The 22,891-nt window shown below is 49.1% G+C and carries 23 protein-coding genes; 12 read left to right on the top strand and 11 right to left on the bottom strand.

What is annotated here, in order from left to right; all coding sequences use genetic code 11:
• Nucleotides 1-19 precede the first annotated feature (19 nt).
• The 3 genes from xylH to xylF form a co-directional block, all read right to left on the bottom strand.
• Nucleotides 20-1,201, bottom strand: a complete 1,182-nt coding sequence (xylH, locus tag A7Z29_RS20190; RefSeq protein ID WP_000046000.1) for a xylose ABC transporter permease XylH — start codon at nucleotides 1,199-1,201, stop codon at nucleotides 20-22.
• Entirely contained in the window at nucleotides 1,179-2,720 is a 1,542-nt protein-coding gene (gene xylG / locus A7Z29_RS20185) for a D-xylose ABC transporter ATP-binding protein (RefSeq protein WP_024212363.1), read from the bottom strand. Before xylG ends, xylH begins: the two co-directional genes overlap by 23 nt.
• Before the next feature lie 76 nt (nucleotides 2,721-2,796).
• A complete protein-coding gene (xylF, locus tag A7Z29_RS20180; protein ID WP_000694881.1) occupies nucleotides 2,797-3,789 on the bottom strand; it encodes a D-xylose ABC transporter substrate-binding protein in 993 nt (330 codons plus the stop codon).
• Nucleotides 3,790-4,156: 367 nt separating this feature from the next.
• On the opposite strand from xylF, the gene xylA reads away from it, so the two are divergent.
• From xylA to yiaA, 4 genes are all read left to right on the top strand, one after another.
• Nucleotides 4,157-5,479, top strand: a complete 1,323-nt coding sequence (gene xylA, locus A7Z29_RS20175) for a xylose isomerase (RefSeq protein WP_001149550.1) — start codon at nucleotides 4,157-4,159, stop codon at nucleotides 5,477-5,479.
• A gap of 71 nt (nucleotides 5,480-5,550) precedes the next feature.
• A complete protein-coding gene (gene xylB, locus A7Z29_RS20170) occupies nucleotides 5,551-7,005 on the top strand; it encodes a xylulokinase (RefSeq protein ID WP_000275354.1) in 1,455 nt (484 codons plus the stop codon).
• A 167-nt stretch (nucleotides 7,006-7,172) separates the two neighbouring features.
• A complete protein-coding gene (gene yiaB / locus A7Z29_RS20165) occupies nucleotides 7,173-7,514 on the top strand; it encodes an inner membrane protein YiaB (protein WP_010344952.1) in 342 nt (113 codons plus the stop codon).
• Nucleotides 7,515-7,549: 35 nt separating this feature from the next.
• On the top strand, nucleotides 7,550-7,987 hold the full coding sequence (gene yiaA, locus A7Z29_RS20160) for an inner membrane protein YiaA (protein WP_085461395.1): 438 nt from the start codon (nucleotides 7,550-7,552) through the stop codon (nucleotides 7,985-7,987).
• A 41-nt stretch (nucleotides 7,988-8,028) separates the two neighbouring features.
• Here yiaA and A7Z29_RS20155 read toward each other — a convergent pair whose 3' ends face one another.
• Entirely contained in the window at nucleotides 8,029-9,024 is a 996-nt protein-coding gene (locus A7Z29_RS20155; RefSeq protein WP_105290725.1) for an acyltransferase, read from the bottom strand.
• Between the two features lie 174 nt (nucleotides 9,025-9,198).
• Between A7Z29_RS20155 and A7Z29_RS20150 the strand changes: the two genes are divergently transcribed.
• From A7Z29_RS20150 to hokA, 4 genes are all read left to right on the top strand, one after another.
• Nucleotides 9,199-9,498, top strand: coding sequence for a YsaB family lipoprotein (locus tag A7Z29_RS20150; protein WP_000980163.1), 300 nt, complete (start codon nucleotides 9,199-9,201; stop codon nucleotides 9,496-9,498).
• 94 nt (nucleotides 9,499-9,592) lie between these two features.
• Entirely contained in the window at nucleotides 9,593-10,504 is a 912-nt protein-coding gene (gene glyQ / locus A7Z29_RS20145; protein WP_001168544.1) for a glycine--tRNA ligase subunit alpha, read from the top strand.
• Between the two features lie 9 nt (nucleotides 10,505-10,513).
• Complete coding sequence (glyS, locus tag A7Z29_RS20140; RefSeq protein ID WP_105290724.1) at nucleotides 10,514-12,583, top strand: glycine--tRNA ligase subunit beta; 2,070 nt, start codon at nucleotides 10,514-10,516, stop codon at nucleotides 12,581-12,583.
• A gap of 322 nt (nucleotides 12,584-12,905) precedes the next feature.
• A complete protein-coding gene (gene hokA, locus A7Z29_RS20135) occupies nucleotides 12,906-13,058 on the top strand; it encodes a type I toxin-antitoxin system toxin HokA (protein WP_001135738.1) in 153 nt (50 codons plus the stop codon).
• Here hokA and A7Z29_RS23830 read toward each other — a convergent pair.
• The 3 genes from A7Z29_RS23830 to A7Z29_RS20125 form a co-directional block, all read right to left on the bottom strand.
• Entirely contained in the window at nucleotides 13,035-13,106 is a 72-nt protein-coding gene (locus tag A7Z29_RS23830) for a hypothetical protein (protein WP_212735822.1), read from the bottom strand. The two genes, hokA and A7Z29_RS23830, sit on opposite strands and share 24 nt — an antisense overlap.
• A 140-nt stretch (nucleotides 13,107-13,246) precedes the next feature.
• The gene (gene cspE, locus A7Z29_RS20130) at nucleotides 13,247-13,459 is read right to left on the bottom strand and encodes a transcription antiterminator/RNA stability regulator CspE (RefSeq protein ID WP_000014594.1); all 213 of its coding nucleotides are present in this window, start codon (nucleotides 13,457-13,459) and stop codon (nucleotides 13,247-13,249) included.
• A 280-nt stretch (nucleotides 13,460-13,739) separates the two neighbouring features.
• Complete coding sequence (locus tag A7Z29_RS20125) at nucleotides 13,740-14,030, bottom strand: HTH-type transcriptional regulator (protein ID WP_010344962.1); 291 nt, start codon at nucleotides 14,028-14,030, stop codon at nucleotides 13,740-13,742.
• Nucleotides 14,031-14,462: 432 nt separating this feature from the next.
• Between A7Z29_RS20125 and A7Z29_RS20120 the strand changes: the two genes are divergently transcribed.
• Complete coding sequence (locus tag A7Z29_RS20120; RefSeq protein ID WP_000190517.1) at nucleotides 14,463-15,173, top strand: DUF3053 domain-containing protein; 711 nt, start codon at nucleotides 14,463-14,465, stop codon at nucleotides 15,171-15,173.
• A 49-nt stretch (nucleotides 15,174-15,222) separates the two neighbouring features.
• Here A7Z29_RS20120 and ghrB read toward each other — a convergent pair whose 3' ends face one another.
• Nucleotides 15,223-16,197, bottom strand: coding sequence for a glyoxylate/hydroxypyruvate reductase GhrB (gene ghrB, locus A7Z29_RS20115; protein WP_000805001.1), 975 nt, complete (start codon nucleotides 16,195-16,197; stop codon nucleotides 15,223-15,225).
• Between the two features lie 103 nt (nucleotides 16,198-16,300).
• A complete protein-coding gene (locus tag A7Z29_RS20110; RefSeq protein ID WP_105290723.1) occupies nucleotides 16,301-16,960 on the bottom strand; it encodes an OmpA family lipoprotein in 660 nt (219 codons plus the stop codon).
• Nucleotides 16,961-17,112: 152 nt separating this feature from the next.
• On the opposite strand from A7Z29_RS20110, the gene bisC reads away from it, so the two are divergent.
• Nucleotides 17,113-19,446 carry a biotin sulfoxide reductase gene (bisC, locus tag A7Z29_RS20105; protein WP_105290722.1) on the top strand — a complete coding sequence of 778 codons (2,334 nt, stop codon included), beginning with the start codon at nucleotides 17,113-17,115 and terminating at the stop codon, nucleotides 19,444-19,446.
• Here bisC and A7Z29_RS20100 read toward each other — a convergent pair.
• The gene (locus A7Z29_RS20100) at nucleotides 19,415-19,855 is read right to left on the bottom strand and encodes an N-acetyltransferase (protein WP_000617459.1); all 441 of its coding nucleotides are present in this window, start codon (nucleotides 19,853-19,855) and stop codon (nucleotides 19,415-19,417) included. The genes bisC and A7Z29_RS20100 overlap by 32 nt on opposite strands.
• Complete coding sequence (gene tag / locus A7Z29_RS20095) at nucleotides 19,852-20,415, bottom strand: DNA-3-methyladenine glycosylase I (protein WP_000438938.1); 564 nt, start codon at nucleotides 20,413-20,415, stop codon at nucleotides 19,852-19,854. The genes A7Z29_RS20100 and tag overlap by 4 nt, the downstream gene beginning before the upstream one ends.
• 157 nt (nucleotides 20,416-20,572) lie before the next feature.
• On the opposite strand from tag, the gene A7Z29_RS20090 reads away from it, so the two are divergent.
• Both A7Z29_RS20090 and A7Z29_RS20080 read left to right on the top strand, forming a co-directional pair.
• Nucleotides 20,573-21,271: an autotransporter outer membrane beta-barrel domain-containing protein gene (locus tag A7Z29_RS20090; RefSeq protein ID WP_000584406.1), complete on the top strand. Its 699-nt coding sequence runs from the start codon at nucleotides 20,573-20,575 to the stop codon at nucleotides 21,269-21,271.
• Between the two features lie 228 nt (nucleotides 21,272-21,499).
• Nucleotides 21,500-22,702, top strand: a complete 1,203-nt coding sequence (locus A7Z29_RS20080) for an L-lactate MFS transporter (RefSeq protein WP_000189033.1) — start codon at nucleotides 21,500-21,502, stop codon at nucleotides 22,700-22,702.
• Nucleotides 22,703-22,891 lie beyond the last annotated feature (189 nt).

The raw sequence follows: 22,891 nt of genomic DNA, 5'->3' as shown, positions 1-22,891 counted from the left end.
GAGAAAATTTTTATCAAAGTCAGGAACGGCGTTTGGTTGCGGAGTCCATCCATACTGCCAGCAACAGAATCGCACCTTTGACGATATACTGCCAGAAGGTCGGTACATCCATCATACTCATACCGTTATCTAGTGAAGCCATGATGAATGCCCCCATTACTGCTCCGGCAACACTTCCCACACCGCCTGCCAGACTAGTACCACCAATCACGCATGCTGCAATCGCGTCCAGCTCGGCGATATTCCCCGCAGAAGGTGAACCAGCGCCAAGTCGAGAACTAAGAATTAACCCGGCGATGGCTACCATCAAACCGTTGATAGCAAACACAGCAAGTTTTGTTCGTTCAACGTTAATCCCGGATAGCCGTGCCGCTTCCAGATTACCGCCAATAGCGTAAATGCGTCGCCCAAAAGCTGTCCGTGTTGCCATAAACATTCCACCGAGTAACAGCAACGTCAGCAGTAGAACAGGAGTAGGAACGCCACGGTAATCATTTAGCAGCCAGATTGCGCCTAAAACAATAATAGCCGTTAATGCCTGGCGACCGACCACCGCTGTAGATGCCGGAGACTGCAAACCCAAAGCCTGACGGCGCATTCTTCCGCGCCATTGCCAGCCGACAAAAGCCATTAAACCAAGCGCGCCGATGATGAAACCGGTACTTGCTGGTAGATAGCTTTGCCCAATTTGTGACATCGCGGCGCTGGTGGGGGAAACGGTCGTGCCGTTGGTGATACCAATAAGGATGCCGCGAAATGCCAACATGCCTGCCAGGGTGACAATAAATGACGGGACTTTGCGGTACGCGACCCACCACCCATTCCACGCTCCGAGAAGCAGCCCCAGAACCAATGTCACAATGATAGTGAGCGGCAGCGGCCAGCCCAACCAAACGTCGCAGATAGCGGCGACCCCGCCTAATAGCCCCATCATGGAGCCGACCGAGAGGTCGATTTCAGCAGAAATTATGACGAACACCATACCTACCGCGAGAATGCCGGTAATTGCGGTCTGGCGCAGCAGGTTGGAAACGTTACGGGCGCTTAAGTAGGCGCCATCGGTGGTCCAGGTAAAGAACAGCATGATTGCGATGATCGCTGCAATCATCACGAAGACCTGTAAATTCAGTGGCTTAAGCCAAGAAAAGCCACCGGATGTCGGTACGGCTAATTTCACTTCAGACGGATTGCTTTTCGACATGATGTTCGCTCCTCAATGCGGCTTCCATCACCTGCTCCTGAGTCAGGTTATGATTTATCAGGTTGGCTTTTAGTTCTCCTTCATGCATCACCAGCACACGATCGCTAAGGCCGAGTACTTCAGGTAATTCAGAAGAGATGACAATAACGGCAATACCTTGCTGGACGAGTTGGTTAATTAATTTGTAGATCTCGTATTTCGCGCCAATATCGATACCCCTGGTGGGTTCATCAAGAATGAGAATGCGCGGGTTAAGTAATAGACAGCGAGCGAGGATCGCTTTTTGCTGATTGCCGCCGCTCAAACGTCCAATAGCAAGGTCGGGGGACGACGTTTTAACTTTGAGTTGCTGGATGGATTCCAGAATACATTTTTGCTCTGCGGCATCATCAAGCTGGCTGATCCCTCCGGTAAATTTATTGAGTGCGGCGAGGGTAATATTTTTACCAACTGCCATTACCGGAACGATGCCATCGCGCTTTCTGTCTTCTGGCACCATCGCAATACCCTGGGCGATCGCTTGCTGGCAGTTGCGAATATCCACCTGTTTGCCGTCAATATAGATTTTCCCTTCCCACTGTCCGGGCCAAACGCCAAACAGGCATTGAATGGTTTCGGTACGCCCGGCGCCGACCAGTCCGGCAATACCCAGTATTTCACCGCGTTTCAGAGAAAAAGAGACATCGTTAACCCGTTTAATATGGCGATTAACCGGATGCCACGCCGTCAAGTGCTCAATACGTAATATTTCATCACCCGTGATATGCGGTTCGTTAGGGTAAAGTGCCGTTAATTCTCGCCCTACCATCATAGTGATAATATCGTCTTCGCTCATTCCGGCTGCATCACGTGTTCCTATATGCTGACCGTCGCGAATAACGCAAATCGTATCGGAAATTGCTTTAACTTCGTTGAGTTTGTGCGAAATATAGATACAGGCGATACCGTGTTGTTGCAGATCGCGAATAATATCCAGTAAAACCGTGGTTTCCAGCTCGGTTAATGAGGCTGTCGGTTCATCGAGAATTAATAAACGCACCTGCTTATTTAGCGCCTTGGCAATTTCAACCAGTTGTTGTTGCCCAAGCCCTAAATCGCCAACGCGGGTATCGGGTGAAATGGATAAACTGACCTGTGCTAATAGCTTCTGGCAGCGTAGCGTCATCTGGTCATAATCCATAATCCCATTGTGGGTTATTTCGTTACCCAAGAAGATATTTTCCAACACGGTCAATTCTTTCACCAGGGCTAATTCCTGGTGAATGATGGCGATGCCTTTGCGTTCGGTATCGCGGATGTGACTTGCCTGAATCTCTTCGCCAGCAAAAATAATTTCGCCTTCGTAGGAGCCATGAGGATAAATTCCACACAGCACTTTCATCAGCGTTGATTTACCAGACCCATTTTCCCCACAGAGTGAGACGATTTCGCCAGCGTTTAGCCGCAAGCTGACGTTATCTATCGCCTTCACGGTGCCGAAGGTTTTGGTAATGTTCTTCATTTCAAGTAGATAAGACATAACGACTCCACCTAAGCCAATCAGTTCACGCGGCATGGAGAGAAATCACGCCCCGGTCAGCGCCGGGGCGTGATGCTTAAAGCTCGCTCTCTTTGTGGAATCCGTCTTTAATTACCGTATCTTTGATGTTGTTTTTATTAACATCGATTGGTGTCAGCAGGCGGGATGGAACATCTTTCAGACCATTATTCAGTGTGGTATCTGCTTTTGGTTCCTGACCATTGCCCAACTCAACGGCAATTTCTGCGGCAGTATTTGCCAACAACGTAATGGGTTTATACACCGTCATAGTTTGCGTACCGGCAGCAATACGTTTTATGCCCGCGAGATCCGCATCCTGGCCGGAAATTGCTACTTTCCCTGATAAACCTTGCGCGCTTAATGCCTGAATTGCCCCGCCAGCGGTAGCATCGTTTGAGGCAACAACCGCATCAATTTTGTTATTGTTGGCAGTTAGCGCATTTTCCATAATTTTCAGCGCATTTTCTGGTAACCAGCCATCAACCCATTGGTCGCCAACGACTTTAATTTTTCCTGAGTCAACATAAGGTTTTAATACTTTCATTTGCCCGGCGCGGAATAGCTTGGCGTTGTTATCGACCGGGGAGCCACCCATCAGGAAATAATTGCCTTGTGGGACGATATCAACCAGGGCTTTTGCTTGCAGTTCGCCGACTTTTTCATTATCGAAAGAAATATAAAAATCGATATCTGCATCATTAATCATGCGGTCGTAAGCTAATACTTTTATACCTTCTTGTTTGGCTTCTTTTACAACGTTACTTAATACCTGACCGTTATACGGAATAATGACAAGAACGTCGACGCCCCGGTTAATCATGTTTTCAATCTGCGACATTTGGGTTTCTTCATTGCCATTCGCAGATTGTACAAATACTTTTGCACCGAGAGATTCTGCTTTTTTAACAAAGATATCCCGATCCTTTTGCCAGCGTTCAAGACGGAGATCATCAATCGCCATTCCTATTTTTACTTCTTTGGCGTGCGCCGCGACGTTAGTAAGCAGAAGTGAGGTGCAAAGGGTGAGTAAAATGTTCTTTATTTTCATGATTCAGAGGCCTTCTGTTGTTAGAGGACAGCTTAAAAAAGTAACAATCACCGCGATAAACGTAACCAATTTTTAGCAACTAAACAGGGGAAAACAATTACAGATTTTTATCTTTCGATTACGATTTTTGGTTTATTTCTTGATTTATGACAGAGATCTTACTTTTGTTGATTAATTGTACTTGTTGCATTTTTCTATTCGAGAAATCACCCGGTTTCATCATTCCATATTATTTTTGCGAGCGAGCGCACACTTGTGAATTATCTCAATAGCAGTGTGAAATAACATAATTGAGCAACTGAAAGGGAGTGCCCAATATTACGACATCATCCATCACACGCGGCATTACCTGATTATGGAGTTCATTATGCAAGCCTATTTTGACCAGCTCGATCGCGTTCGTTATGAAGGTCCGAAATCCTCTAACCCGTTAGCATTCCGTCATTACAACCCCGACGAACTGGTGTTGGGCAAGCGTATGGAAGACCACTTGCGTTTTGCCGCCTGCTACTGGCACACCTTCTGCTGGAACGGGGCGGACATGTTTGGCGTGGGCGCGTTTAATCGTCCGTGGCAGCAGCCTGGCGAAGCCCTCGCGCTGGCGAAGCGTAAAGCCGATGTCGCATTCGAGTTTTTCCACAAACTACATGTGCCGTTTTATTGCTTCCATGACGTGGATGTTTCCCCGGAAGGCTCATCGTTAAAAGAGTACATCAATAACTTTGCGCAAATGGTCGATGTGCTGGCTGGCAAGCAAGAAGAGAGCGGCGTGAAACTGCTGTGGGGAACAGCCAACTGCTTTACTAACCCTCGCTATGGCGCAGGCGCGGCGACGAATCCAGATCCCGAAGTCTTTAGCTGGGCAGCTACACAAGTTGTTACCGCGATGGAAGCAACGCATAAACTGGGTGGTGAAAACTATGTGCTGTGGGGCGGTCGTGAAGGTTATGAAACTCTGTTGAATACCGATCTTCGTCAGGAGCGTGAACAGCTTGGTCGCTTTATGCAGATGGTGGTTGAGCATAAACATAAAATCGGTTTCCAGGGCACGCTGCTTATCGAACCGAAACCGCAAGAACCGACCAAACATCAATATGATTACGATGCCGCAACGGTTTACGGCTTCCTGAAACAGTTTGGCCTGGAAAAAGAGATTAAACTGAATATTGAAGCGAACCACGCGACGCTTGCGGGTCACTCTTTCCACCATGAAATTGCCACAGCCATTGCGCTTGGTCTGTTCGGTTCTGTCGATGCTAACCGTGGCGACGCGCAACTGGGCTGGGATACTGACCAGTTCCCGAACAGCGTGGAAGAGAACGCGCTGGTAATGTATGAAATCCTCAAAGCAGGTGGCTTCACGACCGGCGGTCTGAACTTTGATGCCAAAGTACGTCGTCAGAGCACTGATAAATACGATCTGTTCTACGGTCATATTGGGGCGATGGATACGATGGCGCTGTCACTGAAAATTGCAGCCCGCATGATTGAAGACGGCGAACTGGATAAACGCGTAGCACAACGTTATTCCGGCTGGAATAGTGAACTGGGTCAGCAAATCCTGAAAGGCCAAATGTCATTGGCGGATTTAGCAAAATATGCTCAGGACAACAATCTGGCGCCGGTGCATCAGAGTGGACGCCAGGAGCAACTGGAAAATCTGGTAAATCATTATCTGTTCGACAAATAACGGCTAATTGTGCAGTCCGCAAGCCCGGTTATCGGTAGCGATACCGGGCATTTTTTTAAGGAACAATCGCTATGTATATCGGGATAGATCTTGGCACATCGGGCGTAAAAGTTATTTTGCTCAACGAGCAAGGTGAAGTGGTCGCTTCGCAAACGGAAAAACTAACCGTTTCGCGTCCGCATCCACTCTGGTCGGAGCAAGATCCGGAACAGTGGTGGCTGGCGACTGGTCGCGCGATGAAAATCCTGGGTGAACAGCATTCTCTGCGAGACGTTAAAGCATTGGGTATTGCCGGGCAAATGCATGGTGCTACTTTACTTGATGCTCAGCAGCGGGTGCTACGTCCCGCCATTTTGTGGAACGACGGGCGCTGCGCGGAGGAGTGTGCTTTGCTGGAAGCGCGAGTTCCGCAGTCGCGGAATATTACAGGCAACCTGATGATGCCCGGATTTACCGCGCCTAAATTACTGTGGATTCAGCGAAACGAGCCAGAGATATTCCTTCAGGTAGACAAAGTATTATTGCCGAAAGATTATTTGCGTCTGCGGATGACGGGAGAATTCGCCAGTGATATGTCTGATGCAGCCGGCACCATGTGGCTGGATGTCGCAAAGCGTGACTGGAGCGATGTTATGCTGGAGGCTTGCCAGTTATCTCGAGATCAGATGCCAGCATTATACGAAGGCAGCGAAATTACCGGCACTTTGCTACCTGAGGTTGCAAAAGCGTGGGGAATGAATGCAGTGCCGGTTGTTGCGGGCGGCGGCGATAATGCGGCTGGCGCGGTTGGTGTGGGTATGGTTGATGCCAACCAGGCAATGTTATCGCTGGGGACTTCAGGTGTTTATTTTGCGGTGAGCGAAGGTTTCCTAAGTAAGCCGGAAAGTGCCGTACACAGCTTTTGCCATGCTTTACCTGAGCGTTGGCATTTAATGTCGGTGATGCTGAGTGCGGCGTCGTGTCTGGACTGGGCGACGAAATTAACCGGTCTGAGCGATGTCCCCGCTTTAATTGCCGCAGCTCAGCAGGCCGATGAGAATGTCGATCCTGTCTGGTTTTTGCCTTATCTTTCCGGCGAGCGCACGCCGCACAATAATCCACAGGCAAAGGGCGTTTTCTTCGGTCTGACCCATCAACACGGCCCCGCAGAACTGGCTCGCGCGGTACTGGAAGGCGTGGGGTATGCGTTGGCGGATGGCATGGATGTCGTACATGCCTGTGGCATTCAACCGCAAAGCATTACACTGATTGGTGGCGGAGCGCGTAGCGAGTACTGGCGTCAGATGCTGGCGGATATTAGCGGTCAGCAACTGGATTACCGCACGGGGGGGGATGTAGGCCCTGCACTGGGCGCAGCAAGGCTGGCACAGACTGCTGCGAATCCAGAGAAATCGCTCATTGAATTGTTGCCACAACTGCCCTTAGAACAGTCGCATCTGCCGGATGCGCAGCGTTATACCGCTTATCAGCCACGACGTGAAACGTTCCGTCGCCTCTATCAGCAACTTCTGCCGCTAATGGCATAATATTTCCCCCTGCCTTATGTGGCGGGGGATAATCTCCATCTATATATATTTAGAATATATTAATTTTTTATATGAATTTATTCTGAAAATCATTTGTTAATGGCATTTTTCAGTTTTGTCTTTCGTTGGTTACTCGTAATGTATCGCAGGTAGATATGGAGATCGTTATGAAAACCTCAAAGACTGTAGCAAAACTATTATTTGTGGTCGGGGCGCTGGTTTATCTGATTGGATTATGGATCTCATGTCCATTGTTAAGTGGCAAAGGCTATTTTCTTGGCGTGTTAATGACGGGGACTTTTGGTAACTATGCATATCTGCGCGCAGAAAAACTTGGGCAACTGGATGATTTGTTTATCCGCATCTGCCAGTTGGTAGCGTTAATCACCATCGGTCTCTTGTTTATCGGTGTTTTAAACGCACCTATCAATGCTTATGAAATGGTGATCTACCCCATCGCCTTTTTTGTCTGCTTGTTTGGTCAAATGCGAGTATTTCGCTCGGCATAAAGCTCTTAAGCTTCAGGAATGAAAGGAAGTCAGTGATGGAAAACAAAATATCAACCTATTCTCCGGCATTCAGTATTGTGTCATGGATAGCTCTCGTTGGTGGTATCGTTACCTATCTGTTAGGGCTATGGAATGCAGAGATGCAGTTAAATGAAAAAGGATATTATTTTGCCGTACTGGTATTAGGACTGTTTTCTGCAGCGTCTTATCAAAAGACCGTTCGGGACAAGTATGAAGGCATACCGACCACCTCCATTTATTATATGACCTGCCTGACTGTGTTTATTATCTCTGTTGCATTACTGATGGTAGGTCTGTGGAATGCGACGTTATTACTCAGCGAAAAAGGCTTCTATGGTCTGGCCTTCTTTTTAAGCTTGTTTGGTGCAGTAGCGGTGCAGAAAAATATCCGTGATGCTGGGATCAACGCACCAAAAGAAACGATGGTTGCGCAGGAAGAATATAGCGAATAATCTACGTAAGCCCGGTCAGTCCAGTGTGACCGGGCTTTTACTTAACTTACTAATCTGTTTTTATCGATTCGTTGTACCAGTACAGAAAGCAACAAGCTTGCTGCCAGCGTCGCGCAAAAGATCCAAATAATATCCAGTATTGGCCAGCTTTTAAGCTCAATACCACTGGTGCGCAGCGCATGGATAATCAACGCGTGGAACCCGTATATACCCAGAGAATGACGGGATATCAGCCCAAGTCCGCTAATAGTGCGCGTATCCAGTGTATTTTTTACCAGAGTCAGTAACGCAATTGCGCAAATAAAAACTATCGGCCCACAGTAAAGATACCAGGTATCAGCAAAGTTTCCGCGCCACTGTAATTCATATAATGTCCCGCGAGAGATAATAAATACCCCGGCGATAAACAGTGCGGCGCTCATCCACGACAGTGGCTTGTGCTGCGTGTCCATCATCCCAATGGCGCGGCCCAACATGCCATACAGGATGTAGTAAAAAGTATCGCCATTGATATATAAGTTAATTGGTAGCCATTCAAAACCGTCGATCTTCTGTGGCACTGTGTTTGGGTTGGCGATGATGCCAATCACCACCATTAGCACCAACAACATTTTACCGCCGACGTGCTTTACCTGAATCAGCGGCGAAACCAGATAAATCACCGCAATCGCGAAGAAAAACCATAAGTGATAAAACACCGGCTTTTGTAGCAGGTTTTTCAGCGATATCTCCACATTGATGGAAGTAAACAGTGCAATGTAGAGCAGTGCGACAGTGCTATAAAACAGCAGGCATAAGCCGATACGTAAGAAATGGCGCAGCTGGGCGCTGCGTTCGCCAAAAAAGAGATAGCCGGAAATCATGAAAAATAGCGGTACGCTGACACGAGAGGCAGAATTTAGAATATTCGCGATATCCCAGGTGATAGGGCTAACACTATGGGCATTGGTCACATACCAGGTAGTGGTGTGAATCATCACCACCATTAAACACGCTATCCCTCGCAGGTTATCAATCCAGTAAATTTTGGGCTGCATCTGTGTCTCTGTATCTGGTTAAAAAAAGTCTGACTGATAAATCATTCGGTTGGTGCACTGGAATAATCTGAGTTTTATCACTACAGCTTATAGAGGCTTGAGGAAATTCGTAAGATATCAGCCACTATACCGATATAAATAATAAGACTCACCTGCAAACCAGACGGTAATTTAATGATGATGAACTCTTTCTTTCCGGTAATGGCGCTTATGGTGTTAGTAGGATGCTCAACAACGCCACCCGTACAGAAAGCACAACGGGTAAAAGTTGATCCGCTGCGTTCGTTGAATATGGAAGCCTTATGCAAGGATCAGGCAGCAAAACGTTATAACACCGGCGAGCAAAAAATCGACGTCACCGCATTTGAACAGTTCCAGGGGAGTTACGAAATGCGCGGCTATACCTTTCGGAAAGAGCACTTTGTCTGTTCTTTTGACGCGGATGGCCATTTTTTGCATCTTTCCATGCGTTAAGCCCTGCTTTTTCCCGTTTCGTACTGTATATCTTCCATCCAGCGGGTATACTGATCCCTTCCTTTAAATCCACACGTATCCAGCACGAAATAATATGCAAAAGTTTGATACCAGGACCTTCCAGGGCTTGATCCTGACCTTACAGGATTACTGGGCTCGCCAGGGCTGCACCATTGTTCAACCATTGGACATGGAAGTCGGCGCGGGAACCTCTCACCCAATGACCTGTCTGCGCGCGCTGGGGCCAGAACCGATGGCGGCTGCTTATGTCCAGCCTTCTCGTCGCCCGACCGATGGTCGCTACGGCGAAAACCCCAACCGCTTACAGCATTACTATCAGTTCCAGGTGGTGATTAAGCCATCGCCGGACAATATCCAGGAGCTGTACCTCGGTTCTCTGAAAGAGCTGGGCATGGACCCGACTATCCACGATATTCGTTTCGTGGAAGATAACTGGGAAAACCCGACGCTGGGTGCCTGGGGGCTGGGCTGGGAAGTGTGGCTGAACGGCATGGAAGTGACGCAGTTCACTTACTTCCAGCAGGTTGGTGGTCTGGAGTGTAAACCGGTTACCGGCGAGATCACCTATGGTCTGGAACGTCTGGCGATGTACATTCAGGGCGTAGACAGCGTTTACGACCTGGTCTGGAGCGACGGCCCGCTGGGTAAAACCACTTATGGCGACGTGTTCCATCAGAACGAAGTGGAGCAGTCCACTTATAACTTCGAATACGCGGACGTGGACTTCCTGTTCACCTGCTTCGAGCAGTACGAGAAAGAAGCGCAGCAGCTGCTGGCGCTGGAAAATCCGCTGCCGCTGCCTGCCTACGAGCGTATTCTGAAAGCCGCCCACAGCTTCAACCTGCTGGATGCGCGTAAAGCCATCTCCGTCACTGAGCGTCAGCGTTATATTTTGCGCATTCGCACCCTGACCAAAGCAGTGGCAGAAGCATACTACGCTTCCCGTGAAGCCCTCGGCTTCCCGATGTGCAACAAAGATAAGTAAGAGGCGGCTATGTCTGAGAAAACTTTTCTGGTGGAAATCGGCACTGAAGAGCTGCCACCAAAAGCACTGCGCAGCCTGGCTGAGTCCTTTGCTGCGAACTTTACTGCGGAGCTGGATAACGCTGGCCTCGCACACGGCACCGTTCAATGGTTTGCGGCTCCGCGTCGTCTGGCGCTGAAAGTGGCTAACCTGGCGGAAGCCCAGCCTGACCGTGAAATCGAAAAACGCGGCCCGGCGATTGCCCAGGCTTTCGACGCCGAAGGCAAACCGAGTAAAGCAGCAGAAGGCTGGGCGCGTGGTTGCGGGATCTCCGTTGACCAGGCCGAGCGTCTGACTACTGACAAAGGCGAATGGCTACTGTATCGCGCTCATGTGAAGGGCGAAAGCACCGAGGCACTTGTTCCGAACATGGTAGCCACTTCGCTGGCGAAACTACCGATCCCGAAACTGATGCGCTGGGGCGCGTCTGACGTGCACTTCGTGCGTCCGGTGCACACCGTAACTTTGCTGCTGGGCGATAAAGTCATTCCGGCAACCATTCTGGGTATTCAGTCCGATCGCGTAATTCGTGGACATCGCTTTATGGGTGAGCCGGAAATTACCATCGACAATGCCGATCAGTATCCGGAAATTCTGCGTGAGCGCGGTAAAGTCATCGCCGATTACGAAGAGCGTAAGGCGAAGATTAAAGTCGATGCTGAAGAAGCGGCGCGTAAGATTGGTGGTAATGCTGACTTAAGCGAAAGCCTTCTGGAAGAAGTGGCTTCGCTGGTTGAATGGCCGGTTGTTCTGACCGCGAAATTCGAAGAGAAATTCCTCGCTGTGCCGTCTGAAGCACTGGTTTATACCATGAAAGGTGACCAGAAATACTTCCCGGTGTATGCGAACGACGGCAAACTGCTGCCGAACTTTATCTTCGTTGCCAACATTGAGTCGAAAGATCCGCAGCAAATTATCTCTGGTAACGAGAAAGTCGTTCGTCCACGTCTGGCTGATGCCGAGTTCTTCTTCAACACCGACCGTAAAAAACGTCTTGAAGATAACCTGCCGCGCCTGCAAACCGTGCTGTTCCAGCAACAGCTGGGGACGCTGCGCGATAAAACTGACCGCATTCAGGCTCTGGCTGGCTGGATCGCTGAACAGATTGGCGCTGACGTTAACCACGCAACTCGTGCTGGGCTGCTGTCCAAGTGTGACCTGATGACCAACATGGTCTTTGAGTTCACCGACACCCAGGGCGTTATGGGTATGCACTACGCGCGTCATGATGGTGAAGCGGAAGATGTCGCGGTGGCGCTGAACGAGCAGTATCAACCGCGCTTTGCCGGTGATTCCCTGCCGTCTAACCCGGTAGCCTGTGCGCTGGCGATTGCTGACAAGATGGATACCCTGGCGGGCATCTTCGGTATTGGTCAGCATCCGAAAGGTGATAAAGACCCGTTTGCGCTGCGTCGTGCGGCGCTGGGCGTGCTGCGTATTATCGTTGAGAAGAACCTCAATCTTGATCTGCAAACGCTGACCGAAGAAGCTGTGCGCTTGTACGGTGATAAGCTGACTAACGCCAATGTGGTGGATGACGTTATCGACTTTATGCTCGGTCGCTTCCGCGCCTGGTATCAGGACGAAGGTTACACCGTCGACACCATCCAGGCGGTACTGGCGCGTCGTCCGACTCGTCCGGCAGATTTTGATGCCCGCATGAAGGCGGTATCGCACTTCCGTACCCTGGAAGCAGCGGCAGCACTGGCGGCGGCGAACAAGCGTGTATCTAACATTCTGGCGAAATCAGACGAAGTGCTGAGCGATCGCGTGAATGCCTCCACCCTGAAAGAGCCGGAAGAAATTAAACTGGCGATGCAGGTAGTTGTATTGCGCGACAAGCTGGAGCCGTACTTCGCAGAAGATCGTTATCAGGATGCGCTGGTCGAACTGGCTGAGTTGCGTGAACCGGTTGATGCCTTCTTCGATAAAGTGATGGTAATGGTCGATGACAAAGAACTACGTATCAACCGTCTGACCATGCTGGAAAAACTGCGCGAATTATTCCTGCGTGTAGCGGATATTTCTTTACTGCAGTAATAACTCCTTTATTAAAAAGTCTGCCAGATGGCAGACTTTTTTTTCACTAAATAATACAGCTACCTTTAATAATCTTCTGCTGAATAAAAATCATCTCATATATTAATTTTATGATATTTTTTTTCGGAATTTATTAAGGAGAGGAAAAGAGGTTATTACGCCAAAATAAGTCTGGGTGCTTGAGACTGTTTGTCTCAGGTATTTACCAAAAGGCAGACAGAGAAAAGCCCCACCTGACTATAAATCAAAGTGAGGCTGCCCTATGCCTGAACACCATAAGGTTAGCCTCTTACTCGTTGGAAATCAACACAGGAGGCTGGGAATGCCGCAGAAATATAGATTGCTTTCTTTAATAGTGATTTGTTTCACGCTTTTATTTTTCACCTGGATGATAAGAGATTCACTGTGTGAATTGCATATTAAACAGGGAAGCTATGAGCTGGCGGCATTTTTAGCCTGCAATTTGAAAGAGTAAGAGTCTTTGGCGGGAAATTATTCCCGCCTTTCTTACGGCGTTGCGCATTCTCATTGCACCCAAATTTATTCTTTATAAAAATAATAATAGATTGTATTACGCGATCGATTATTTATTTCCTGAAATAACAAATAAAAAAATCCCCGCCAATTGGCAGGGATCTTAGATTCTGTGCTTTTAAGCAGAGATTACAGGCTGGTTACGTTACCAGCTGCCGGGCCTTTAGCGCCGCTTTCGATGGTGAAGGACACTTTCTGACCTTCGTCCAGAGATTTGTAACCATCGTTCTGGATAGCAGAGAAGTGTACGAACACGTCTTTAGAGCCATCGTCAGGAGTGATGAAGCCGAAGCCTTTGTCAGCGTTGAACCATTTTACGATACCAGTCATTTTACCGGACATAGTGTATTACCTTTAATAATTAAGTGTGCCTTTCGGCGATATGGCGTGCTTTACAGATTTTGAAGCGTTAAAGGAATGTGCACTACGAGGGGTATCAACGATAACTCTTGAAGGGACTTGCCTTACTACACTGCTTTAATGGTCTGTACGTCAAACCGTTGATGTGCATTAAGCCACGCATTGAATGGTGATGCAACAATTATTTTCCATATTTATGATTAATTGGTCGGAAAACGGTCCTGTCATCAGGACCGTAAACATCAATACAGTGGATAAAAGTCTATTCCATCAACTGTTTACTTAATGCTGGGTTGGCCTGGATCAGGCGCATCAATTTTAGTTCGGCACTGGAAGGCTTTACGCGTCTGGACTCCCATTCTTTCACCATGGCTACTGATACGCCCAAAACCCGGGCGAAATCATCAATTTTTAACCCTGTCCCTTTACGTAATTGCTCGATTTCGGTACAAGGCGTTGTTCTGTGCGTCAGGGTAATCTTTTGCGTTTCATCTTTAAAAACAATTTGTTCCAGGCTACTCAACAGCTCATGCATTGGATCTTTATATTCCATTGAAAACTCCTCAAATCACACTGCGGGATCGTGAATTTCATCGAAGCTCATTAAGAATAGTCGGGAAAAGCAGACACAGCGGGGAGAAACCCGTGAGTGATTTAAGTATGATTCGATTCAGCTACTAAGTTGCCGTGACTTATAGTCGTCTAACGATATGATTAATGCCGAAATATTTCTCAGCGTCCTGGGATTGTAAAGATTCCGAAAATTTGGCCTACCAAGAGAAGGGATGAGCTGACCACAAAAACGCAATAGCAATGTCTGTTTTTAACAATAAAACAACAAATTAACTCTTCTTCATTTTCTACATCATTTTCCCAGGAAGATTATGCATAAAGGGTATCCTGTAAGCCTGTCCTGGACTATCCTTGTCAGCGTCAGACACGCGTGTGTCGTTGTGCGCTTTTTTTGGGTGAAAGGAGTAAGAAAATGGCGACAGGAAAGTCCTGCTCTCGCTGGTTTGCGCCTCTTGCGGCGTTATTAATGGTAGTTAGCCTGAGTGGGTGTTTTGATAAAGAAGGCGATCAGCGTAAAGCGTTTATCGACTTCCTGCAGAATACAGTGATGCGTAGCGGTGAACGTCTACCAACCCTGACTGCCGATCAGAAAAAACAGTTTGGTCCTTTTGTCTCTGATTACGCGATCCTGTATGGCTATTCCCAACAGGTTAATCAGGCGATGGATTCCGGTCTGCGTCCGGTTGTAGACAGCGTTAACGCGATTCGCGTACCACAGGATTACGTCACGCAAAGTGGTCCACTGCGTGAAATGAACGGATCTCTTGGCGTACTGGCGCAACAATTGCAAAATGCGAAGTTGCAGGCCGATGCTGCGCACTCTGCGCTAAAACAGACCGATGACCTGAAACCGGTCTTTGATCAGGCATTCACTAAAGTAGTGACGACCCCAGCTGATGCGTTGCAACCGCTGATTCCGGCGGCTCAAACGTTCACGCAGCAACTGGTGATGGTGGGGGACTACATCGCTCAACAAGGTACTCAGGTGAGCTTTGTCGCGAATGGCATCCAGTTCCCGACTTCACAGCAGGCGAGTGAATATAACAAACTGATTGCGCCATTACCGGCACAGCATCAGGCGTTTAATCAGGCCTGGACCACGGCAGTCACTGCAACCCAATAAAGAGTAAAAGCCCGAACGGTTATCGGGCTTTTCTCCACGCAGTCGCGGCTTAGTCCGCGACGTGCGGATTCACACAGTTCTTCTCAACCTTCCCCTGCAACGCATTAATCAAATTATCCACGGCACAGGCAGCCATGCCATAACGCGTCTCATGGGTGGCTGAACCAATATGTGGTACTGCAACGACATTTGTCATTGAGAGCAACGGCGAATCTACTGGCAATGGCTCTTGTTCGAAGACATCCAGACCAGCGGCGTGAATTTCCCCTTTCTGCAACGCCGCAATCAGTGCATTTTCGTCAACTACCGGCCCACGCCCTGCATTAATGAAAATGGCGGAGGATTTCATTTTGGCGAATTGTTCTGCGCCAAACAGGTGATGAGTTTCTTCAGTTAGCGGCAGGATCAGGCAAACGAAATCTGATTCTTGTAACAGCGTATCCAGATCGCAGTAGCGGGCGTTAAAGCGTTCCTCTGCTTCTTTATGGTGGCGGCGCGCGTTATAGAGAATTGGCATATTGAAGCCAAAGTGCGCGCGCTGTGCCAGGGCCATGCCGATCCGTCCCATCCCGACAATGCCCAGTGTTTTATGGTGAACGTCAACGCCGTACCAGTCCGGGCCGATATTGGCGGTCCATTCGCCAGCTTTTACGCGTTCCGCCACTTCCACAATCCGACGCGCTGTACACAGCACCAGCGCCATCAGCGTATCGGCGACGGTTTCCGTTAACACGGTTGGCGTATGCATCAGCAGGATTTTTCGAGCGTTAAGCGCATCGACGTCGAAATTGTCATAGCCGACGGAGACAGTTGAAGTGGCACGCAGTTTTGGCATTTTTTCCAGTAATGCGGCATCAACATTCTCGTTTGAACCCAGTAAACCTTCAGCTTCGGCAAAAATCGCCGCGTTTTGTTCAATGGTTTGTGGATTGAGGTCTGCTACCTGGTGAACGGTGAAATGCTCTTGCAGGCGTTGCAGTAGATCATCAGGTAAGGCTTTGTAGAGGATAACGGACGGCTTCATTCTTCTCTCCATTCACTGATAAGGCGATCACCTTAGCCTGAAATATGATGAAGGAAAACTGAAGAATGCCAGGTGATTTCTGCATCACCCGGCATGAAAGGGATTAGAGCGGGCTTAAAGTGATTTCTACACGGCGGTTTTGCGCCTTACCTTCAGCGGTGCTGTTGCTGGCGATCGGATTAGCCGGGCCAAGACCCTGAGTACGGATGCGGCTGGCGTCCACACCCTGGGTGATCAACGCGCTGGCAACGGAATCCGCACGCTGCTGGGAGAGACGCATGTTCAGGTCGTGACCACCCGTGCTGTCGGTATAACCAATCACGTTAACTGCCGTTTTTGGGTACTCTTTCAGCACCATTGCCACGCCAGTCAGCGTGTTAGCACCGGCCGGTTTAAGGGTCGCGCTGCTGCTGTCAAAGGTCACATTGTTCAGCATGTTAAGGATAATGTTGTCCCCGCTGCGGGTTACGCTAACGCCGGTGCCGCGCATTTTGCCACGCAGCTTCGCTTCCTGTACATCCATATAATAACCAACGCCACCGCCCAGTGCCGCGCCTGCTGCTGCGCCAATCAGCGCGCCTTTACCGCGATCTTTCTTCGAAGAAGAGAGCGCGCCAATACCCGCGCCAACGAGAGAGCCCAGACCTGCGCCGATAGCAGATTTGCCTGCTTCACGTTCGCCGGTGTAAGGGTTAGTTGTACAGCCAGATACCGCCAGAGCGCCGCTCACGACGGCAGCAATAAGATAAACACGTTTCTTCATTGTTAATCCTTAATAACCTTTTTATTCTTGTTCACGGGTGCCGTGGCGGGAGATTATGCCGTGTGAACATGAAGATTATTCCTGGGAATACTCGGAAATTTGTAAGTAATATTTAACTGCCCAATACATCTAACCTTTCAGGAGCCTTCGGTTTGGCCAATTCATCCTCACGTTATTCCGTTCTGACTGCCGCCCACTGGGGACCCATGCTGGTTGAAACCGACGGTGAAACAGTTTTTAGCTCGCGTGGCGCGTTAGCGACAGAGCTGGAAAACTCCTTGCAGAGCGCGGTTCGCGACCAGGTTCACAGCAATACGCGGGTACGATTTCCAATGGTGCGCAAAGGCTTTCTCGCGTCACCAGAAAACCCGCAAGGCATTCGTGGGCAGGATGAATTTGTTCGCGTGAGTTGGGATGAGGCGCTGGATCTTATTCACCATCAACATAAACGTATTCGTGAGGCTTATGGCCCAGCATCGATTTTTGCTGGTTCCTACGGCTGGCGTTCAAATGGCGTCTTGCATAAAGCGTCAACTTTATTACAACGCTATATGGCGCTGGCAGGCGGTTATACCGGGCATCTGGGGGATTATTCGACCGGCGCGGCACAGGCGATCATGCCGTATGTCGTGGGGGGCAGCGAAGTTTATCAACAGCAAACCAGTTGGCCGCTGGTGCTGGAACATAGTGATGTCGTGGTGTTGTGGAGTGCTAACCCTCTCAATACGCTGAAAATTGCGTGGAATGCATCCGATGAGCAGGGGCTTTCTTACTTTTCTGCATTGCGTGACAGCGGGAAAAAGCTGATCTGCATTGATCCAATGCGATCGGAAACCGTCGATTTCTTTGGCGATAAAATGGAGTGGATAGCCCCCCATATGGGCACGGATGTTGCGCTAATGCTGGGGATCGCCCATACGCTGGTGGAAAATGACTGGCACGACGAAGAGTTTCTGGCGCGTTGCACCACGGGTTATGACGTCTTCGCCTCCTATTTGCTGGGCGAGAAAGACGGAATAGCGAAAACTGCCGAATGGGCGGCGGAGATTTGCGGCATTCCACCCGAGAAGATTCGCGAGCTGGCGGTTATTTTCCACCAAAACACTACGATGCTGATGGCGGGATGGGGAATGCAGCGCCAACAGTTTGGTGAGCAAAAACACTGGATGATCGTCACGCTGGCGGCAATGTTGGGGCAAATCGGCACACCCGGCGGCGGCTTTGGCCTTTCTTACCATTTTGCCAATGGCGGCAATCCGACCCGCCGCGCTGCGGTGCTCTCTTCCATGCAAAGTAGTTTGCCCGGCGGCACCGATGCGGTAGATAAAATCCCCGTTGCCCGTATTGTTGAAGCATTAGAAAACCCCGGTGGCACATATCAACACAACGGTATGAACCGACATTTCCCGGATATTCGTTTTATCTGGTGGGCGGGTGGTGCCAACTTTACCCACCATCAGGATACCAATCGTCTGATTCACGCCTGGCAAAAACCAGAGCTGGTGGTGATCTCCGAATGCTTCTGGACGGCGGCGGCAAAACACGCTGATATCGTTCTCCCTGCGACCACGTCGTTTGAGCGTAATGATCTCACCATGACCGGCGATTACAGCAATCAGCATCTGGTGCCGATGAAACAAGTGGTGCCACCGCGTGGTGAAGCACGTAATGATTTTGATGTTTTTGCTGAATTAAGCGAACGGTGGGAAAAGGGCGGCTACGCGCGATTTACAGAAGGGAAAAGTGAGTTGCAATGGCTGGAAACGTTTTATAACGTCGCCCGGCAGCGTGGGGCAAGTCAGCAGGTTGAATTGCCGCCATTTACTGAGTTCTGGGAAGCCAACCAATTCATTGAGATGCCGGAAAACCCAGACAGCGAGCGGTTTATTCGCTTCGCTGATTTTCGCCGCGATCCGCAGGCGTATCCGTTAAAAACCGCCAGCGGCAAGATTGAAATCTTCTCACAGCGTATTGCCGATTACGCTTATCCGGATTGCCCAGGGCATCCAATGTGGCTGGAGCCGGACGAATGGCAGGGCAATGCAGAACCGGAACAGTTGCAGATACTTTCTGCTCACCCGGCACATCGTCTGCACAGTCAGCTGAATTACAGTTCCTTGCGCGAATTGTATGCGGTGGCAAATCGTGAACCTGTCACCATTCACCCAGAAGATGCGCGGGCGCGGGGTATACAAGATGGCGATACAGTTCGGGTGTGGAACTCGCGCGGACAAATCCTTGTCGGAGCCGTCATTAGCGAAGGTATTAAACCTGGCGTGATTTGTATTCACGAAGGCGCGTGGCCAGATCTTGATTTATCTGCTGGCGGCATTTGTAAAAATGGTGCGGTTAACGTGCTAACTAAAGACCTTCCCAGCTCGCGGCTGGGGAATGGCTGTGCGGGTAACACGGCGCTGGCATGGCTGGAAAAATATAATGGCCCGGAGCTGTCGCTTACGGCGTTTGATCCGCCTGCCAATCCATAATCCAGGTAGGGAGTTGGGTTTCCTCCTGCCATGCGCAGTCGACAATATGAAACCCCTGCGCATGGTAAAAATCTATCGCCGGTTGGTTTTTTTGATAAACCTCCAGCAACAAATGGGGATGGCGCTGCTGTACATGTTGCATCAGCGCCTTACCAATGCCGCGCCTGATAGCCTTCGGTGCGACAAACATCGCTGCCAGAAACCGGCCCTCCATAATGCTGACAAAACCGAGAAATTCACCATTGTCTTCCCACACCCAGTTTTGCGCGTTGGCTAGATATGCATCACGCACCAGCGGAATGCAGTCACGCCAATAGCTTGTTTCTATAAAGGGATGTCCCCAGCTTGTGCTTTCCAGCCATAACTCCAGAATCGCGGGCAGTTCCGAAAGCAGTGCTTCCCGAATCATGATTTGTTCCCCGGATGGCAACAGCAGCTAACCACATGATCATTCACCAGCCCACATGCCTGCATAAAGGAGTAACAAATTGTCGTGCCAACAAACTTAAAGCCGCGTTTTTTCAGAGCCTTGGAGAGCGCGTCGGAGGCGGGCGTTGAAGTAGGGATTTCGCTCAATGTTCTGGCTTGTGTCACTTGTGGCTGGTGGTTTACGAACGACCAGACAAAGTCGGCAAACGGTTCGCCGTTTTGCTCCATTTGCAGGTAAGCGCGCGCATTGCCGATAATGGCCTGGATTTTTCCACGATGGCGGATAATCCCGGTATCCTGTACCAGTCTTTCGATATCATCTTCCTGCATTGCCGCGACCTTGACGGGATCAAACTGATGAAAACAAGCGCGATAATTTTCACGTTTTTTGAGGACGGTAATCCAGGATAACCCAGCCTGTTGTCCTTCAAGGCAGATCATTTCGAACAGTTTTTTACTGTCGGTTTCAGGCACGCCCCACTCATTATCGTGGTAGGCAATATAAAGTGGGTCCTGACTCACCCAGCCGCAACGTTCCATACTTTCCCTCGCTATATACCAGACCGTAAAAATTTCAGCCGCTTTTCTTGACGCATCGGTGAAAAAGTCAATATTTAATACAGGGCTACTATGCCCGATATCCTTCATACAATGACAATAATATTGCCGAATTCGGCTCTTTTCTGGAGTCGTGTTAATGATCATAAAAAAATGCGGTGGCCACTGGACGTTAAGTTTGCTGGCGAGCGTTGTAATCAGTTCTCTTTTTCTCAACACAGCTTATGCCTGGCAACAAGAATATATCGTTGATACGCAGCCTGGGCATACTACGGAGCGTTATACCTGGGATAGTGATCACCAACCTGATTACAACGATATTTTGTCGCAACGTATTCAAAGTAGCCAAAGGGCGCTGGGACTGGAAGTCAATCTGGCGGAGGATACGCCTGCCGATGTGACCAGCAGTATGAGTATGGGCTGGAATTTCCCTTTATATGAACATGTTACAACAGGCCCAGTCGCCGCATTGCATTATGATGGTACGACCATTTCGATGTATAACGAGTTTGGCGACAGCAATGCAACGTTGACCGATCCGTTATGGCATGCCAGCGTCAGTACATTAGGCTGGCGTGTTGATTCCCGGCTTGGTGATTTTCGTCCCTGGGCGCAAATCAGCTATAACCAGCAATTTGGTGAGAATATCTGGAAGGCTCAATCAGGCCTGAGCCGCATGACGGCGACAAATCAGAACGGCAATTGGCTTGATGTGACTGTGGGAGCCGATATGTTGCTTAACCCACATATTGCCGCTTATGCCGCGTTATCTCAGGCAGAAAACAGCAACAATAATAATGATTATTTGTATAGCATGGGCGTTAGCGCCAGATTTTAACTTGTCATTTACAATTTGAACCCGCGTATAACAATCATTGTGTTGATAGTGGGTACTAACTGACACAATTATTATTGTGGTGAATATTTGTCACGTCATTCATTCCTGAACTAAGGCATTTCATTCCGTTCTGATGGCATTTCATGCCGTTTTTCCCCTGGCATAAAGTGCACTTCGATATGGTTGTCGGCAGAGACCTTTCCTTTTTATTAATGCAGGAACACTGCCATGACACCTTCCAACTATCAACGTACGCGCTGGCTGACGCTTATCGGTACTATTATTACCCAGTTCGCCCTGGGGTCGGTTTATACCTGGAGCCTGTTTAACGGTGCACTTTCCGCCAAACTGGATGCACCGGTAAGCCAGGTGGCTTTCTCCTTTGGCCTGTTGAGTCTGGGACTGGCAATTTCATCTTCTGTCGCGGGAAAATTACAGGAACGTTTTGGCGTTAAACGCGTCACTATGGCTTCCGGTATTTTGCTGGGATTAGGCTTCTTCCTGACCGCGCATTCCAACAACCTGATGATGCTGTGGCTGAGTGCCGGTGTGCTGGTCGGTCTGGCAGATGGCGCGGGTTACTTGCTGACGCTCTCTAACTGCGTGAAGTGGTTCCCGGAACGTAAAGGTTTGATCTCCGCATTCGCCATTGGTTCCTATGGCCTGGGTAGCCTGGGGTTCAAATTTATCGACACGCAACTGCTGGAAACGGTCGGTCTGGAAAAAACCTTTATAATTTGGGGCGCGATTGCGCTGGTGATGATTGTTTTTGGCGCGACCTTAATGAAAGATGCGCCGAAACAGGAAGTCAAAACCCATAATGGCGTGGTGGAAAATGATTTCACCCTGGCAGAGTCAATGCGTAAACCGCAGTACTGGATGCTGGCGGTAATGTTCCTGACTGCCTGCATGAGTGGCCTGTATGTTATTGGGGTGGCGAAAGATATCGCGCAGAGTCTGGCGCATCTTGATGCAATTTCCGCAGCCAACGCAGTGACGGTCATTTCAATTGCTAACCTTTCTGGTCGTCTGGTTCTGGGTATTCTGTCTGACAAAATCGCCCGTATTCGGGTCATTACCATTGGACAGGTGGTTTCGCTGGTGGGCATGGCGGCACTGCTGTTCGCTCCACTCAATGCGTTAACGTTCTTCGCGGCGATTGCCTGCGTGGCGTTTAACTTCGGCGGCACAATCACGGTGTTCCCGTCACTGGTCAGCGAGTTCTTTGGACTTAATAATCTGGCGAAAAACTACGGTGTAATTTACCTCGGTTTCGGTATCGGCAGCATTTGCGGCTCGATTATCGCCTCACTGTTTGGTGGTTTCTATGTGACCTTCTACGTGATTTTCGCCCTGCTGATTCTGTCTCTTGCACTTTCTACGACTATTCGCCAGCCAGGGCAGAAGGTGTTGCGCGAGGTTCACGTCTAAAAATATCATTGTAAGAAAATGAAGGGGAGGGACGTGAGTTTCTCCCTTTTCCTATTTCAGAGTATAAATAGAACAATGTATTCTTTCTATGGATGCATTACTCTATTTATATAAAATATTAATATAAATATTTTCCGAAAGTATATTTCCCTATTGATGTTGTTTTTTATAACATGCTGAATTTAATAT

The organism is Escherichia sp. MOD1-EC6842 (assembly GCF_002965705.1).
In the GTDB taxonomy this organism is placed as follows: domain Bacteria; phylum Pseudomonadota; class Gammaproteobacteria; order Enterobacterales; family Enterobacteriaceae; genus Escherichia; species Escherichia ruysiae.
This window is presented reverse-complemented; position numbering and strand designations above follow the sequence as displayed.

Excerpts from the sequence above, each read along its gene's own strand:
- xylH (WP_000046000.1), bottom strand. The coding sequence starts at position 1,201 with ATGTCGAAAAGCAATCCGTCTGAAGTGAAATTAGCCGTACCGACATCC.
- xylG (WP_024212363.1), bottom strand. The coding sequence starts at position 2,720 with ATGTCTTATCTACTTGAAATGAAGAACATTACCAAAACCTTCGGCACC.
- xylF (WP_000694881.1), bottom strand. The coding sequence starts at position 3,789 with ATGAAAATAAAGAACATTTTACTCACCCTTTGCACCTCACTTCTGCTT.
- xylA (WP_001149550.1), top strand. The coding sequence starts at position 4,157 with ATGCAAGCCTATTTTGACCAGCTCGATCGCGTTCGTTATGAAGGTCCG.
- xylB (WP_000275354.1), top strand. The coding sequence starts at position 5,551 with ATGTATATCGGGATAGATCTTGGCACATCGGGCGTAAAAGTTATTTTG.
- yiaB (WP_010344952.1), top strand. The coding sequence starts at position 7,173 with ATGAAAACCTCAAAGACTGTAGCAAAACTATTATTTGTGGTCGGGGCG.
- yiaA (WP_085461395.1), top strand. The coding sequence starts at position 7,550 with ATGGAAAACAAAATATCAACCTATTCTCCGGCATTCAGTATTGTGTCA.
- A7Z29_RS20155 (WP_105290725.1), bottom strand. The coding sequence starts at position 9,024 with ATGCAGCCCAAAATTTACTGGATTGATAACCTGCGAGGGATAGCGTGT.
- A7Z29_RS20150 (WP_000980163.1), top strand. The coding sequence starts at position 9,199 with ATGATGATGAACTCTTTCTTTCCGGTAATGGCGCTTATGGTGTTAGTA.
- glyQ (WP_001168544.1), top strand. The coding sequence starts at position 9,593 with ATGCAAAAGTTTGATACCAGGACCTTCCAGGGCTTGATCCTGACCTTA.
- glyS (WP_105290724.1), top strand. The coding sequence starts at position 10,514 with ATGTCTGAGAAAACTTTTCTGGTGGAAATCGGCACTGAAGAGCTGCCA.
- hokA (WP_001135738.1), top strand. The coding sequence starts at position 12,906 with ATGCCGCAGAAATATAGATTGCTTTCTTTAATAGTGATTTGTTTCACG.
- cspE (WP_000014594.1), bottom strand. The coding sequence starts at position 13,459 with ATGTCCGGTAAAATGACTGGTATCGTAAAATGGTTCAACGCTGACAAA.
- A7Z29_RS20125 (WP_010344962.1), bottom strand. The coding sequence starts at position 14,030 with ATGGAATATAAAGATCCAATGCATGAGCTGTTGAGTAGCCTGGAACAA.
- A7Z29_RS20120 (WP_000190517.1), top strand. The coding sequence starts at position 14,463 with ATGGCGACAGGAAAGTCCTGCTCTCGCTGGTTTGCGCCTCTTGCGGCG.
- ghrB (WP_000805001.1), bottom strand. The coding sequence starts at position 16,197 with ATGAAGCCGTCCGTTATCCTCTACAAAGCCTTACCTGATGATCTACTG.
- A7Z29_RS20110 (WP_105290723.1), bottom strand. The coding sequence starts at position 16,960 with ATGAAGAAACGTGTTTATCTTATTGCTGCCGTCGTGAGCGGCGCTCTG.
- A7Z29_RS20100 (WP_000617459.1), bottom strand. The coding sequence starts at position 19,855 with ATGATTCGGGAAGCACTGCTTTCGGAACTGCCCGCGATTCTGGAGTTA.
- tag (WP_000438938.1), bottom strand. The coding sequence starts at position 20,415 with ATGGAACGTTGCGGCTGGGTGAGTCAGGACCCACTTTATATTGCCTAC.
- A7Z29_RS20090 (WP_000584406.1), top strand. The coding sequence starts at position 20,573 with ATGATCATAAAAAAATGCGGTGGCCACTGGACGTTAAGTTTGCTGGCG.
- A7Z29_RS20080 (WP_000189033.1), top strand. The coding sequence starts at position 21,500 with ATGACACCTTCCAACTATCAACGTACGCGCTGGCTGACGCTTATCGGT.